Annotated in this window: 10 protein-coding genes; 8 read left to right on the plus strand and 2 right to left on the minus strand. The window is 50.4% G+C overall.

Features of this window, described 5'->3' with window-relative positions:
* The first annotated feature begins 239 nt into the window (after nt 1-239).
* The 6 genes from GA565_RS09945 (at nt 240) to GA565_RS09970 (ending at nt 10,718) form a co-directional block, all read left to right on the plus strand.
* Nucleotides 240-3,989 carry a nitrate reductase subunit alpha gene (locus GA565_RS09945; protein ID WP_152198323.1) on the plus strand — a complete coding sequence of 1,250 codons (3,750 nt, stop codon included), beginning with the start codon at nt 240-242 and terminating at the stop codon, nt 3,987-3,989.
* Entirely contained in the window at nt 3,986-5,524 is a 1,539-nt protein-coding gene (gene narH, locus GA565_RS09950) for a nitrate reductase subunit beta (protein ID WP_152198324.1), read from the plus strand. The genes GA565_RS09945 and narH overlap by 4 nt, the downstream gene beginning before the upstream one ends.
* Nucleotides 5,521-6,255: a nitrate reductase molybdenum cofactor assembly chaperone gene (gene narJ / locus GA565_RS09955; RefSeq protein WP_152198325.1), complete on the plus strand. Its 735-nt coding sequence runs from the start codon at nt 5,521-5,523 to the stop codon at nt 6,253-6,255. The genes narH and narJ overlap by 4 nt, the downstream gene beginning before the upstream one ends.
* Nucleotides 6,252-6,929 carry a respiratory nitrate reductase subunit gamma gene (gene narI, locus GA565_RS09960; RefSeq protein WP_152198326.1) on the plus strand — a complete coding sequence of 226 codons (678 nt, stop codon included), beginning with the start codon at nt 6,252-6,254 and terminating at the stop codon, nt 6,927-6,929. Before narJ ends, narI begins: the two co-directional genes overlap by 4 nt.
* A gap of 222 nt (nt 6,930-7,151) precedes the next feature.
* Nucleotides 7,152-8,879 (plus strand): ABC transporter ATP-binding protein, encoded by a 1,728-nt coding sequence (locus tag GA565_RS09965; RefSeq protein WP_152201410.1) that lies wholly within the window; start codon nt 7,152-7,154, stop codon nt 8,877-8,879.
* A gap of 735 nt (nt 8,880-9,614) precedes the next feature.
* The gene (locus GA565_RS09970; RefSeq protein WP_055770732.1) at nt 9,615-10,718 is read left to right on the plus strand and encodes a porin; all 1,104 of its coding nucleotides are present in this window, start codon (nt 9,615-9,617) and stop codon (nt 10,716-10,718) included.
* 128 nt (nt 10,719-10,846) lie between these two features.
* On the opposite strand, the gene GA565_RS09975 is transcribed toward GA565_RS09970, so the two are convergent.
* Complete coding sequence (locus tag GA565_RS09975; RefSeq protein WP_152198327.1) at nt 10,847-11,650, minus strand: hypothetical protein; 804 nt, start codon at nt 11,648-11,650, stop codon at nt 10,847-10,849.
* A 205-nt stretch (nt 11,651-11,855) separates the two neighbouring features.
* Entirely contained in the window at nt 11,856-12,767 is a 912-nt protein-coding gene (locus GA565_RS09980; RefSeq protein ID WP_152198328.1) for a hypothetical protein, read from the minus strand.
* 258 nt (nt 12,768-13,025) lie between these two features.
* On the opposite strand from GA565_RS09980, the gene dgcN reads away from it, so the two are divergent.
* Together dgcN and dgcA are read left to right on the plus strand one after the other, a co-directional pair.
* Complete coding sequence (dgcN, locus tag GA565_RS09985; protein ID WP_152198329.1) at nt 13,026-14,039, plus strand: N-acetyltransferase DgcN; 1,014 nt, start codon at nt 13,026-13,028, stop codon at nt 14,037-14,039.
* Nucleotides 14,036-15,001, plus strand: coding sequence for an N-acetyl-D-Glu racemase DgcA (dgcA, locus tag GA565_RS09990; protein ID WP_152198330.1), 966 nt, complete (start codon nt 14,036-14,038; stop codon nt 14,999-15,001). Before dgcN ends, dgcA begins: the two co-directional genes overlap by 4 nt.
* Nucleotides 15,002-15,023 lie beyond the last annotated feature (22 nt).

The following is a 15,023-nucleotide window of genomic DNA, read 5'->3' on the forward strand; positions in this document are numbered from 1 at the left end:
AATTATCAATAAATTAAACTATAGTCCTTTCTACTCCATAAGGGGTATGTCCACCGTCTTCCTTTTGTCTCTCTCAATCAGGATTGATCGCCGTCAAAGGGGACCGGGCTTCCCGTGCCTACCCTAGCGGCAATTTTAATAATGTCATCCTGCGTTGTTGTCTGTGGGCAACGCCACGCATTTTTTTGAAGACAATGAACGACAGTGCGCCTCAGGCGTCTGCATCAGGAGGTTTCTGGATGAGCAAGTTTCTTGACCGGTTTCGTTATTTTAAACAACTGGCCGAACCGTTTGCCGATGGGCACGGGCAAACGTTAAACACCAATCGCGATTGGGAAGACGGCTACCGCAGCCGCTGGCAGCACGATAAAATTGTGCGCTCTACCCACGGCGTGAACTGCACCGGCTCCTGCAGCTGGAAAATTTACGTCAAGAACGGTCTGGTCACCTGGGAAACGCAGCAGACCGACTATCCGCGCACGCGTCCGGACTTGCCTAACCATGAGCCACGCGGCTGCCCGCGCGGTGCAAGCTACTCCTGGTATCTTTACAGCGCCAACCGCCTGAAGTATCCCCTGATGCGTAAAAAGCTGATCCAGCTTTGGCGTGAGGCCAAGCTTCAGCACAGCGATCCGGTCGATGCCTGGGGTTCAATCGTCAGTGACCCTGAGAAATCTAAAACCTATAAAGTGGCGCGCGGACGCGGCGGGTTCGTCCGTTCGAGCTGGCAGGAAGTGAATGAACTGATTGCTGCCGCCAATGTTTACACCGCCAAGACCTTTGGTCCGGATCGCATTCTCGGCTTTTCGCCTATTCCCGCGATGTCGATGGTGTCCTACGCCGCCGGTTCGCGCTATTTGTCGCTAATTGGCGGCGTGTGCCTGAGCTTTTATGACTGGTACTGCGACCTGCCACCGGCCTCGCCAATGACCTGGGGTGAACAAACAGACGTTCCTGAGTCGGCCGACTGGTACAACTCGTCCTACATTATCGCCTGGGGCTCAAACCTGCCGCAGACGCGCACGCCCGATGCGCATTTTTTCAGTGAAGTTCGCTACAAAGGCACCAAAACGGTCGCCATCACACCAGACTACGCCGAAGTGGCCAAGCTTTGTGACCACTGGCTAGCGCCGAAACAAGGTACTGATAGCGCGCTGGCGCTGGCGATGGGACACGTTATTCTCAAATCTTTCCATCTGGATAATCCAAGCACCTACTTCATTGATTATGTGCGGCGCTACACCGACATGCCGATGCTGGTGCTGCTCGAACCGCGCGAAGGGGGCCATTTTGCCGCCGGCCGTATGCTGCGAGCCTCTGACCTGGTCGATAATCTGGGCCAGGAAAATAATCCGCAGTGGAAGACTATCGCACTTGATGAACACAGCAGTGAATTGGTGTCTCCGCTAGGCTCGATAGGCTATCGCTGGGGTGAAAAAGGGCAGTGGAATCTTGAAGCACGGGAAGGAAAAGACCAGCAGGAGGTTAAGCTCGCACTTAGCCTGCTTGGTCAGCACGACGACGTGGTTGAGGTGGGCTTCCCCTATTTTGGCGGTATTACGCACGAGCATTTCAGCAGTGTGGCGCTGGAAGAAATTCTGCTGCACAAGCTGCCGGTCAAACGCATTCGTTTGGCGGACGGCACGGAGGCGCAGGTCGCTAGCGTATACGACCTCACGCTGGCGAACTACGGCATTGAACGCGGTCTGGGTGACGAAAACTGTGCGCAAAGCTTTGATGACGTAAAAGCCTACAGTCCGGCGTGGGCCGAAAAAATCACCGGCGTGTCACAGCAAAATATTATTCGCATTGCCAGCGAGTTTGCAGATACCGCCGACAAAACCCACGGACGTTCGATGATTATCGTCGGCGCGGGCCTAAATCACTGGTATCACATGGACATGAACTACCGCGGCCTCATCAATATGCTGATTTTCTGCGGCTGTGTGGGCCAGAGCGGTGGCGGCTGGGCGCACTATGTCGGGCAGGAAAAACTGCGTCCGCAAACCGGTTGGCAACCGCTGGCCTTTGGCCTCGACTGGCAGCGACCGCCGCGTCAGATGAACGGAACTTCCTTCTTTTATAACCATTCAAGCCAGTGGCGCTATGAAACAGTGGCACCACAGTCGCTGCTTTCGCCTTTGGCCGATGCGTCCCGCTTTACCGGCAGCTTGATCGATTTCAACGTACGGGCCGAAAGAATGGGGTGGCTACCCTCGGCACCGCAGCTCAACGTTAATCCGTTGAATCTTGCCAAAATGGCTCAGTCGGCGGGGCAAAAGCTACAGGATTTCGCCGTCGATAGCCTAAAAAACGGCAGCATCCGCTTTGCCGCCGAACAGCCCGACGAGCCGCAAAACTATCCACGTAATCTTTTCGTCTGGCGATCCAACCTGCTGGGCTCCTCCGGTAAAGGTCATGAATACCTGCTCAAGTATCTACTCGGTACTGAAAACGGCATTCAGGGGAAAGATCTCGGTATTCAGGGTGAAACGCTGCCGGAAGAGGTTGAATGGCAAGACAAAGGCGGCGAGGGCAAGCTGGATTTGGTGGTTACGCTCGATTTTCGTCTGTCGAGCACCTGTCTCTACTCCGATATCGTGCTGCCGACTGCCACCTGGTATGAGAAAGACGACATGAATACCTCGGATATGCATCCCTTTATTCATCCGCTCTCTGCCGCCGTTGACCCTGCGTGGGAATCGAAAAGCGACTGGGACATCTATAAAGGCCTGGCGAAGGCGTTTTCGCGCGTTTGCGTCGGGCATTTAGGAGTAGAAACGGACCTGGTGACATTGCCTATCCAGCATGACTCTGCCGCTGAACTGGCCCAGCCGCTGGGCGTTGAGGAGTGGAAAAAGGGCGAGTGCGACCTTATTCCGGGCGTTACCGCACCGCATCTGGTGGCGGTTGAGCGCGATTATCCCAACACTTATGCGCGATTTACCGCGTTGGGTCCGTTACTCGATAAACTGGGCAATGGTGGTAAAGGCATTAACTGGAATACCGACAGTGAAATCGAGCTGTTGAAAAAACTTAACTATACCCAACCCACCGGTGTGGCAACGGGGCGGCCGAAGATTGAAACAGCGATCGACGCGGCAGAAATTATTCTGACGCTGGCACCGGAAACCAACGGTCAGGTGGCGGTTAAAGCCTGGCAGGCGCTGGGCGAATTTACCGGCATTGACCATCGCCATCTTGCACTGAATAAAGAAGACGAGAAAATCCGTTTCCGCGACCTTCAGGCGCAGCCACGCAAGATAATTTCCAGTCCGACCTGGTCGGGCCTTGAAGACGAACACGTCTCTTATAACGCCTGTTATACCAACGTGCATGAGCTTATCCCTTGGCGCACGCTGAGTGGCCGCCAGCAGATTTATCAGGATCACGAATGGATGCGCGCGTTTGGCGAAAGCCTGCTGGTCTATCGTCCGCCGATTGATACCCGTGCCGCGCAGCCTTTTTTGAATGCCAAACCGAATGGCAACCCTGAAATGGCGCTGAATTTCATCACACCGCATCAGAAATGGGGCATACATTCGACCTACAGCGACAATCTGCTGATGTTAACGCTGTCGCGCGGGGGGCCGATTGTCTGGCTGAGTGAGGACGATGCCCGTCAGTTGGGCGTTACCGATAACGACTGGATTGAGGCGTTTAACGCCAACGGCTCACTGACCGCGCGGGCGGTGGTCAGCCAACGCGTTCCATCAGGCATGACCATGATGTACCACGCGCAGGAGCGTCTGGTGAATATTCCCGGCTCGGAAATCACCCAGCAGCGCGGCGGCATTCATAACTCGGTCACCCGTGTCACGCCAAAACCCACGCACATGATTGGCGGCTATGCCCAGCAGTCATACGGCTTCAACTACTACGGCACCGTGGGTTCAAATCGCGACGATTTTGTGGTGGTGCGAAAAATGAGTCGTATTGACTGGTTAGACGGCGAAGGCAATGACAGCGTGCAGGAGAGTGTTAAATGAAAATTCGTTCACAGGTTGGCATGGTTTTGAACCTGGATAAATGCATCGGCTGCCACACTTGCTCCGTGACCTGTAAAAACGTCTGGACCAGCCGTGAGGGCGTGGAATATGGCTGGTTCAACAACGTTGAAACAAAACCAGGCATCGGTTTTCCTAATGACTGGGAAAATCAGCAGAAATGGAAGGGCGGCTGGATCCGTAAAATCGGCGGCAGACTGCAGCCGAGAATGGGCAATAAGCTGCAACTGCTTTCAAAGATTTTCGTGAATCCGCACATGCCAGAAATCGACGACTATTACGAACCGTTTGATTTCGATTATCAGCATTTACACAACGCTAAAGAGGGCAAGCATCAGCCGATTGCGCGCCCGCGTTCGCTGATTACCGGCCAAAGAATGGATAAAATCGTCGGCGGGCCCAACTGGGAGGACGACCTCGGCGGCGAGTTTTCGACCCGTTCGGCCGACAGCAATTTCGCCAACATGCAGAAAGAGATGTACGGCGAGTTTGAAAACACCTTCATGATGTATTTGCCGCGCCTGTGCGAGCACTGCCTCAATCCTGCTTGCGTGGCGACCTGTCCAAGTGGCGCTATTTATAAGCGCGACGAAGACGGCATCGTACTGATAGATCAGGACAAATGTCGCGGGTGGCGTATGTGCCTGACCGGCTGTCCGTACAAAAAAATCTACTTCAACTGGAAAAGCGGCAAGTCGGAAAAATGTATTTTCTGCTACCCGCGCATTGAAGCCGGACAACCCACCGTGTGCTCAGAAACCTGCGTGGGCCGCATTCGCTATCTTGGCGTGTTGCTGTACGACGCTGACAGGATTGAGCAGGCCGCCAGCGTTGAAAATGAAAAAAATCTCTACCAGAGTCAGATGGATATCTTCCTTAATCCACACGATCCGCAGGTGATTTCTGAAGCGCTGAAGCAGGGAATTCCGCAGTCGGTTCTTGACGCCGCTCAGCAGTCACCGGTGTATAAAATGGCGATGGAATGGAAGCTGGCGTTGCCGCTGCATCCTGAATATCGCACCTTACCGATGGTGTGGTACGTGCCTCCGCTGTCGCCGATTCAGTCCGCCGCCGACGCTGGCGCCATGCCGCACACCGGCGTACTGCCTGACGTCGAAAGCTTGCGCATCCCGGTGCAGTATCTGGCCAATCTGTTGACTGCCGGGGATACCCAACCGGTGCTGCTGGCATTGAAACGCATGCTGGCAATGCGCCACTTCAAGCGTGCTGAAACGGTCGATGGCGTTATTGACACCGCCGCGCTCGAACAGGTCGGGCTGAGCCAGGAACAGGCGCAGGAGATGTACCGCTATCTGGCGATTGCCAATTATGAGGATCGTTTTGTGGTGCCTTCAAGTCACCGCGAGCTGGCGCGCGAGGCGTTTCCTGAAAGTAAAAGCTGCGGTTTCAGCTTCGGCGATGGCTGCCACGGCAGTGACGGCAAATTTAACCTGTTCAACAGTAAACGCATTGACGCCATTGATGTCAGCCCGCGCACGCCTGGAGCCGCTAAATGAAAACCCTGCAAATAATTGCCCGCCTGCTGGATTACCCTGACGATGCACTTTGGGCGCACCGGCAAGAGTTGCTGACGCTGCTGGCCGAGACCGACGAACTTGACCGCATCTCTGCCAACCGCCTTGCCGAATTTATCCGCCAGTTTTGTACCGCCGAGCTGCTCGATCGGCAGGCCGAATACTGCAGCCTGTTTGATCGCGGACGCGCCACCTCATTGCTGCTGTTTGAACACGTTCACGGCGAGTCACGCGATCGCGGGCAGGCGATGGTCGATCTTCTGGCTCAATACCGCGCTGCCGGTCTGGAGCTGGATTGCAAAGAACTGCCGGATTATCTGCCGCTCTACCTTGAATATCTCGCCACCCTCACTCAGGGCGAAGCCAAAGCGGGTTTGGTCGATATTGCGCCGATCCTCGCGCTTCTGGCGGCGCGTATCAAGCAACGCGATAGCCATTACGCGCTACTGCTAGAGCTGTTGCTCACCCTTTCTGGCGTAGAAATCACCGCCGAGGGCGTCGCCGAAAAATTGCAAAACGAGAGTCGCGACGACACGCCGCAGGCCCTGGACGCGGTCTGGGAAGAGGAGCAAATCAAATTCCTCGGCGAGCAGGGCTGTATCAGTGATGAAGAAAAGGCTCACAGCCAACGTTTTGCCGGTGCTGTTGCGCCGCAGTACATCAATCTTGACGTAAATTCTGACGTCTTTAACGTCAGGGAGTCACGCCCATGAGTTTCTTTAATAGCTTCTTTTTTGATATTTATCCGTATATTGCCGGCACAGTGTTTTTGGCCGGCAGTTGGCTGCGCTATGACTACGGTCAATACAGTTGGCGTGCCGGATCCAGCCAGCTGCTTGACAAAAAAGGGCTGCGCATTGCCTCGCCGCTGTTTCACATCGGCATTATCGGCATATTTTTCGGCCATTTTGTTGGCATGCTAACGCCGCACTGGATGTATGAACCGTTTCTGTCGATTGCCGCCAAGCAGCAGTTAGCGATGGTAGCGGGGGGAATTTGTGGCCTGATGACTCTGGTGGGCGGGGCAATGCTGCTTAAGCGACGCTTAACCAACAAGCGTGTGCGGGCCACCTCAAGCATCGGCGATATCCTGATTATCGCGCTACTGGTCGTGCAGGTTTGTCTTGGTCTGGGCACCATTCCTTTTTCGGCGCAGCATATGGACGGCAGCGAAATGATGAAACTGGTCGGTTGGGCGCAGGCGGTAGTAACTTTCCACGGCGGTGCTTCAACGCATCTTAACGGCGTCGCGCTGATTTTTCGCCTGCACATGGTGCTCGGCATGACGCTGTTCCTGCTGTTCCCGTTCTGCAGACTGGTGCATATCTGGAGCGCGCCCGTGGAATACCTCACCCGCCGCTATCAGTTGGTACGCAACCGCCGTTAAGCGCAAATTTTCCCCATAGTCCCCTCCTCAAAGATTGAGGAGGGGACTCACCCGCTAGAAGCGGTGTATACCTTTAGTTGTGATGCCTTTGCATTTAACTCTTCCCGCCCTCTTTTCATTGCATTAACACTTACCGCGTATTCCTCAAATAAATATTAATATTGATAACTATTTTCATTTAGAATCTGACTCGGTAATCAATTTTCATTAAAAGGATGCATGATGCTCCGCCGTTTCTTCTCCTATTACAGACCTTATAAAAAGCTGTTCTATCTCGATTTCGGCTGCGCTATTTTGGGTGGCTTATTAGAACTCGGTTTTCCGATGGCAGTAAAACTGTTCATCGACAAGCTACTGCCTGCGCATGACTGGGTGCTTATTCTGACCGCGGCGGTCGCTCTGCTGGCAATTTATCTGCTCAATACCGGGCTGATGGCGATTGTGAACTATTGGGGGCACGCGCTGGGGGTGGGCATTGAAACCGATATGCGTACTCAGGCCTTTAATCATCTGCAGAAGCTGTCTTTTCACTATTACGACAATACTAAGACCGGTCACATTATTACTCACGTCACCAAAGATCTTGAAGAAGTGGGCGAGGTGGCTCACCACGGGCCGGAAGATCTGTTTATTGCCATCATGACCTTTATCGGCGCATTTATCCTGATGGCTACCGTCCACCTGCAACTGGCACTGATGACGATTATTATCGTGCCTTTTATGGCCTGGTTGGTGGGGCGCTATGGGGCACAGATGACCGAAACCTGGCGCAGACTGTTTGGGCAGGTGGGTAATTTCAATGCTCGCGTCGCTGAAAGCATTGGCGGTATCCGCGTGGTTAAGGCTTTTGCCAACGAGCGTCACGAAGAAAAGCTGTTTGCCACCGACAATGCCAATTATCGCACCACCAAGCTGCGCGCTTACCGCATCATGACCGCCAGTATTACTCTCAGTTATTTAAGTACTCGCCTGGTGCAACTGGTGGTGATGATTGCCGGCACCTGGTACGTGGTAAACGGTACACTGAGCTACGGCGGCTTCGTGGGCTTCTTGTTGCTGGTGGAAGTCTTCTTCCGACCCGTAGATAAAATCACCTCGGTAATGGAAAGCTATCCGAAAGGGATTGCCGGATTTAAACGCTTTACCCAACTTATTGACACCGATCCCGATATTGTCGATAAGCAGGATGCGGTAGACGTGGCACATCTGCAGGGCAATATTTGCTATCGCGACGTGGTGTTCGGTTATACCCCGGCGAGCAAAATTCTTGACGGTATTAATCTGACTATCGTGGCCGGTGAAACGCTGGCCTTTGTTGGGCCTTCGGGGGCGGGAAAAACGACGCTGTGCTCACTGTTGCCCCGCTTCTATGACGTTAGCAGCGGCAGTATCACTATCGACGGTGTCGACATTCGTGATATGACCCAGCGCTCGTTACGCAACAATATCGGCATCGTTCAGCAGGACGTGTTCCTGTTTGGCGGCACAATCCGCGAAAACATCCTTTATGGCAAGCTGGACGCCAGCGATGCAGACATTTGGGAAGCGGCGAGAAGAGCACGCCTCGATGAGATGATTGCCGATTTGCCGCAGGGGATGGAGACGATTATTGGTGAGCGTGGCGTTAAGCTTAGCGGCGGTCAAAAGCAGCGTCTGTCGATTGCGCGCATCTTTTTAAAGAATCCGCCGATACTGATCCTCGACGAAGCCACGTCGGCGCTGGATACCGCAACCGAGCAGGCGATTCAGCAATCTCTTTCCGAACTTTCCGTGGGCAGAACCACGCTGGTTATCGCGCACCGTCTGGCAACTATCCAAAATGCGGATCGTATTGTGGTTGTCGATAAAGAAGGGATTATAGAGGAGGGCAGTCATCACACGCTGTTGGCGCTCGGTGGACGTTATGCTGCGTTGCATGCTGCACAGTTCAGAGACGTTGCAGAAAGTTAGCAGAAAACCATTTTTGTCATCTTACAGGCGGCGCTCCTCACGCCGCCTAATCCTCTAACGACGTTTTTAAACTAAACTATTCCCGCTAAAACCCTTCAAGCCTTTGTTCAAAACAATAACTGCTGTTTATTAATTGCCCGTTTCGGGCATTTATATTTCTGAGTAATGTTCATTTTAATAACGCCCGTCATTATGAGTCTATTATTTTTATTCAATATTTGACTTAAATAATACTTCGTTGATGAAGGCGGTATAAATATTTAATAGTTAAATCGCGACTTAACTTGCGTGGATTTCGCATATAAACCGAAAACTTTGAAAACACTTACTCTGCTATGCACTTTTTAAAGGCAAGTGATCTATTTCTCATTTAATTATTTTAATGATTGTTAACAGAAAAAAACGCTTTGAAAAACGTGGCCTACAGCACATTAAAAATACGTTTCTTTAAGTATTTTGCACCCCAAAAGCACTCTGCACTATTTTGGTGCAAGGTGTTATGCAAAAAACGCATTAAATCAGTAAGTTACAAACTGAAGATTGAAATTATTTGTTACATCTCTTTTCGGTAGTTTAACTAATTTAGGCGAACTTTTTCATTTTAACTTTTCGTGCTTAGTGCTAAGGTTCGATTCGATTTACAGATAGCAGCAATTATAAATATTAAGAAACTCGCAGCCTGATATTAAAATTTGGCACGGGAAACCTATATAAAAAATTCTAGGAACTTAAATAATGATGAAGCGCAGTGTTTTGGCCGTAGCGGTCTCTTTAATTGTTGTAACCACAGGTGCAAGTGCCGCAGAGATTTATAACAAAGATGGCAACCAGCTGGATCTGTATGGCCGCGTTAACGGCAAACACTATTTCAGTAACGGCACCAGCAATAACGGTGACGGTTCTTATATGCGTTTAGGCTTTAAAGGCCAAACCAAAATTAATGATTTGCTGACCGGTTATGGCCAGTGGGAATATCAAAACAGCCTGAGCAACTCTGAAGGTGCAGACGCACTTAACGGCAACAAAACCCGTCTTGGTTTCGCCGGTCTGAAATTCGCTCAATACGGTTCATTCGACTATGGCCGTAACTACGGCGTAGTGTACGACGCTATCGGCTACACCGACATGCTGCCAGAATACGGCGGCGACTCAGGTTACACCGACAACTTCATGGTGGGTCGCTCAAGCGGTCTGGCAACTTACCGTAACAAAGGCTTCTTCGGCCTGGTTGACGGTCTTAACTTCGCATTGCAGTATCAGGGCAAAAACGAAGCGACTAGCGTAACGACTTCTTCACGCCCAACCAGCCGTGCTAACGGTGACGGTTATGGCGCGTCTCTGAGCTACGAAGACATCGGCGGCACTGGCATCGGCGCGGTTATCGCAGGTTCACGCTCTGACCGTACCAACGCACAGTCAGCGGCAGCTATCGGCGGCGGCGACGAAGCCTCAGCATGGTCTGCAGCGCTGAAATACGATGCTAACCAGTTCTACCTGGCAACTATGGTTGAACAAACCCGTAAGCAGACCAGCATCACTGCAAACGGCATTTCAGGCTTTGCTAACAAAACTCAGATTTTTGAAGCTGTTGCACAGTACCAGTTCCTGAATGGCTTCCGTCCATCAGTGGGCTACGTAACCAACAAAGCGAAAGACGTTGAAGGCGTGGGCGATGCTTACCTCTACAAATACGTTTCAGTGGGTGCGTACTACTACTTCAACAAAAACATGTACACCTACGTTGACTACAAAATCAACACTCTGAGTGACAGCGATGCAAGCAAACTGGGCGGCAACAAGAAAGACGTCACTACCGTCAGCTTGACCTACCGTTTCTAAGTCTTAAAGACGTCAGAGTCATCGTATTACCCTTATCTGTGTCTGAAAAAGGTAATCTCAAAGGCAGGGCCAATTGGCTCTGCCTTTTTTTGGTCATCTGTTGGCGGCGCAAACAACAGGTACGTGATTCAAGCTGATGAATTGCTCTTACTTGATTTTGGATGATATTCTTCCCACAGCGTTGAGTTTTGCTCCCAGGGAGGGGCAACTTGGCGCCCTTTGTTGTAGAAAAACATTTTGCCGGTGAGTGCTATTCTATTTCTAAAGGCAAATCTCAATTCAGAGTTGGTATAGCTATCGTTATACTTATAAACAACCCAAGTGTCACTGATATCATCAAGTAAGAAGTGTATTTTTATTTTGTCATCAACCATGGCCATCTGCAGTCCACTCTTACATTTGGTTTTAATGTACTTTATAATAAAATTATCATCCAGTGGTGAGTCACAATCTGTATAGTTAATGCTTTTGGCCAATATATTACCCGTATTAAACTTGGTGTTTTTTTCTAGTGATAGAAAAGTTTTCCAATGGTGATAGGGATTAATTTTGTACTGCTGTGCAACGGTTTTATCAAATGAGACAATAGCGTTATATTTTCTGCTTAATGATTGTCTTATTACGTCAATTTTTTCTTCCGTTGCATTGCGTTCAAGTCGCTTAAATGTTTTTATGTATTTATGATCTCGCAAGGGTTTATAAATTTGATTTTCCATTGCTTCAATATATGCGTCAATAGTATAAGCAGAGTTTTTTAATATTCCACATGGGCGCAAGATGCTAGCACAGCGAGTTCTTGTCCTCATTAAACCATATATTAAATCCCCTTTATGATAATTTTCTTCAAAATCTTGCCACGCTATTGGTACTGATGGTCTATTAGTCCTTATATTGTTAACATTGCTTGAGCAATCTGTGATGAAATCTTGCATTATACTGGTCGGGGATATGAAGTTATTATTGCTGATGCACTTTATGCGAGTAGACGGTTGGGTATTATTAAGTGGGTTCATGACACATATTCTCAAACAACTGTGCGTTATACAGTCAATGTTTTAATGGCAGGCTTGATCAGTAATAATTATATTCATGTCGAGGCAAAATTGAAAATGCCCGTTTCAAGAGTCATCATTATTGTTATGGCTTCACACTCGCCGGCCTGTAGCTCGCCCACAGCATCGGGTCTTGCTCCCAGGGAGGGGCAACAACTTTCCCTTTTTCATAAAAATAGACCTTTCCTGCCAGCTTGTTTTTATTTCGAAATGCATAACGTAATTCGGAGGCGGTAATAGCATATTTGTTTTTATTGACGACTAAACTGAAGTCTATGTCATCCAGTAAAAAATGCACTTTTATTGAATCATCTATAATCGCCATTTCAATGCCGCCTTTACTCATGCTTTTAGCGACTTGCATGATGAAATGATGTTTATTGTCATTGTGTTTTATTGTAATGTCAGTAAAGCTTTTTGCGAAAATAGTGCCTACATTGAACCTCTCAATCTTATTAAGGGATAAGTATTTTTCCCAATGAGGGAAAGGGAATTCTTTTTTTATTTTATCTTTAATTTCATTGAATGAAATGAATGAATTAAACATCTCGACGAGTTTGTTTTTAAATTCTTCGCTACAAACTCCGTGCTCTTTTAATCGATGCTTAGCGCATTCAGCTAAAAAATTTTTGTCTTCAAAGGGCGCTGTAACATAGCTATCACTGTGATTTAAATAAGCATCTATTTCATGAGGTGTTACATTAAACTGAAGATCTAAATTTGGGTCACGCGCGCACTCATCTCTGTTGGATGTAAATCCGTAAAGTAAGTCTCCATTTTTAAAATTACTTGTTAAAGATGTACCTTTTGAGGGTGTGCAGGTTTTAATTTTTACCATTTTTATGAAAGTTTGTGTTTCATTACTCAAAATAATTTCATGACTGTTAATTGATGCTTTGAAGCTTTCCGTGATTAATTTAGAAGGCGCTGTCTGCTCATCCGGAGTTGCATTAGCCTTAACGGGCAACGATATGGAGGGCCTTACGGCAGAAAACATATTAAAACCCTTTAATAAAGAAAGTAAGTCGTTATTTTCACAGGTTTGAGTTTATCCGAAGAATACAATTCGCTGAATTATAAATTTTAAAAATACCCATGCGGGCCAAGAGCATTAGGCCTGCTATTACAGCACCCATAGCCTAAGGGTATACCCTGCAACCAAACAAGTATTCGCGGGTTTTGGCAAGGCGTGAAATAGTCAGGGTGTCAGGCAACGCAGGTTGCTACTTCCTACAACTATTGACGAGAGAAACTCATGCAACAAATCCCAATGCCATACCTGTTATTTTTAGGTGACGTCATGGATCCACTGGCGGCGAAAACGGCGCGTGGCATCCACGTTTTTCGTCCAGAGTCCTGCGTCGGCCAGATTCGTCTGGCTACCGATTCAGTCTCTCTGGGGCTGGAAGAGATGGATATCGCCACCGCGAAGGCGCGTGGTGCACAAACGATGGTATTGGGGACTGCGAATGCCGGTGGCAAGCTGCCCGCTCATTGGATTGAATCAATTAAAACGGCTATTCGCACCGGTTTGAACGTGGCTAACGGACTGCATCAAGGCTTGAACGATATTCCTGAGCTGGTCGAGCTCGCTGCCGAGCACAGGGTACAGCTGTTCGACGTTCGCCACATGCGTCCTGAACTTGATGTGGGCAGCGGCAAAAAACGCAGCGGAAAAAGAATTCTGACCGTCGGCACAGACTGCTCCGTCGGCAAAATGTATACCTCACTGGCGTTAGAATCTGCGATGCGCGATATCGGCATGAAGGCAGATTTTCGCGCCACCGGCCAAACCGGCGTGCTGGTTGCCGGTGCCGGTATTGCCATTGATGCGGTCATCGCCGACTTTATTTCCGGTGCGGTGGAATCGCTTTCTCCCGCCAATGAAGAAGACCATTGGGACATCATTGAAGGTCAAGGCTCCCTTTATCATCCGTCGTTTGCCGGTGTGAGTATGGGCTTGATCCACGGCGCACAGGCGCACCTGTTGGTGATGTGCCATGAGCTGGGTCGCAAACACATGCGCCACCTGCCGCACCAGTTTATGCCGACGCTGAAACAGTGTGTAGACACCAATCTGGCGGCCGCCAGCCTGACCAACCCTGGCGTACAGCTTGCCGGTTTCTCCCTGAACACCTCTGGCGTTGATGAAGCCGAAGCTAAAGCTGCACTGGCTGAAATCAGCCGTGAGTTTGGCGTTCCTGCTACTGACCCAGTGCGTTTCGGCATCAGCGATCTGGCGCAGGCCATCAAGGACCGTGGCTTATGATCCATTTTGATTTTCAGACAATAGCGCTTCCACTGGCCCGTCCTTTTGCTATCTCGCGCGGCGTGCGCACGGCCGTAACCGTAGTGCGCGTTACACTGACCGACGGCGAGATTATCGCCATGGGCGAGTGTACCCCAACAGCGCATTATCAGGAATCAGCGGAAAGCGTGTGCGAACAGCTGGCAAGCGTTCGCGCACAGGTTGAATCCGGTTTAACCCGCGAGGCGCTGCAGCAGGCGCTGCCTATTGGCTCGGCGCGTAATGCGCTCGATTGTGCAATGTGGCGTCTTGATGCTGCAAAACAGGGCAAATCAGTTTGGCAACTGCTTGATATGCAAGCCCCTGAAAGCGTGATCACCGCCGAAACGCTGAGTCTTGATACGCTGGAAAATATGGCAAGCGCGGCGGCAGACGCCGTTTCCCGTGGCGCAAAACTGCTCAAAATCAAGCTCAACCGCGAGCAAATTATTGAGAAAGTGGCGGCCATACGCCACGCCGCACCGCAGGTCACGCTGGTGATTGACGCCAACGAAGCCTGGCTGGGGCTGGATCTCGAAAGCCTGTTTCAGGCGCTGCACGAATTCAACATTGCGATGATCGAACAGCCTTTACCTGCGGGCAACGATAAAGACTTGGTGCGTTGTTTGCATCCTATTCCCATCTGCGCCGACGAAAGCTGTCATCAGCGTTCCGATATTGCCGCACTGCGCGACCGCTACGAGATGATCAACATCAAGCTCGATAAATGCGGTGGGCTGACTGAAGCGTTGGCCATGGCGACTGAGGCCAAAGCATTAGGGTTGCGTTTGATGGTCGGCTGCATGCTCGGCTCTTCGCTGGCGATGGAAGCAGCGCTGCCGGTGGCAGTTCAGGCGGAACGGGTGGATCTCGACGGGCCGATCTGGCTTGCCGAGGACTATCAACCCGCGCTGCGCTACCAGCAGGGCGAAGTCTGGCTTTAAACATAATGATAATAAAGGAGCA

The organism is Rouxiella sp. S1S-2, from assembly GCF_009208105.1.
Taxonomy (GTDB): domain Bacteria; phylum Pseudomonadota; class Gammaproteobacteria; order Enterobacterales; family Enterobacteriaceae; genus Rouxiella.

What these genes read in the sequence shown, in the direction of transcription:
- GA565_RS09945 (WP_152198323.1), top strand. Translation starts at nt 240, where the DNA reads ATGAGCAAGTTTCTTGACCGGTTTCGTTATTTTAAACAACTGGCCGAA.
- narH (WP_152198324.1), top strand. Translation starts at nt 3,986, where the DNA reads ATGAAAATTCGTTCACAGGTTGGCATGGTTTTGAACCTGGATAAATGC.
- narJ (WP_152198325.1), top strand. Translation starts at nt 5,521, where the DNA reads ATGAAAACCCTGCAAATAATTGCCCGCCTGCTGGATTACCCTGACGAT.
- narI (WP_152198326.1), top strand. Translation starts at nt 6,252, where the DNA reads ATGAGTTTCTTTAATAGCTTCTTTTTTGATATTTATCCGTATATTGCC.
- GA565_RS09965 (WP_152201410.1), top strand. Translation starts at nt 7,152, where the DNA reads ATGCTCCGCCGTTTCTTCTCCTATTACAGACCTTATAAAAAGCTGTTC.
- GA565_RS09970 (WP_055770732.1), top strand. Translation starts at nt 9,615, where the DNA reads ATGATGAAGCGCAGTGTTTTGGCCGTAGCGGTCTCTTTAATTGTTGTA.
- GA565_RS09975 (WP_152198327.1), bottom strand. Translation starts at nt 11,650, where the DNA reads ATGCAAGATTTCATCACAGATTGCTCAAGCAATGTTAACAATATAAGG.
- GA565_RS09980 (WP_152198328.1), bottom strand. Translation starts at nt 12,767, where the DNA reads ATGTTTTCTGCCGTAAGGCCCTCCATATCGTTGCCCGTTAAGGCTAAT.
- dgcN (WP_152198329.1), top strand. Translation starts at nt 13,026, where the DNA reads ATGCAACAAATCCCAATGCCATACCTGTTATTTTTAGGTGACGTCATG.
- dgcA (WP_152198330.1), top strand. Translation starts at nt 14,036, where the DNA reads ATGATCCATTTTGATTTTCAGACAATAGCGCTTCCACTGGCCCGTCCT.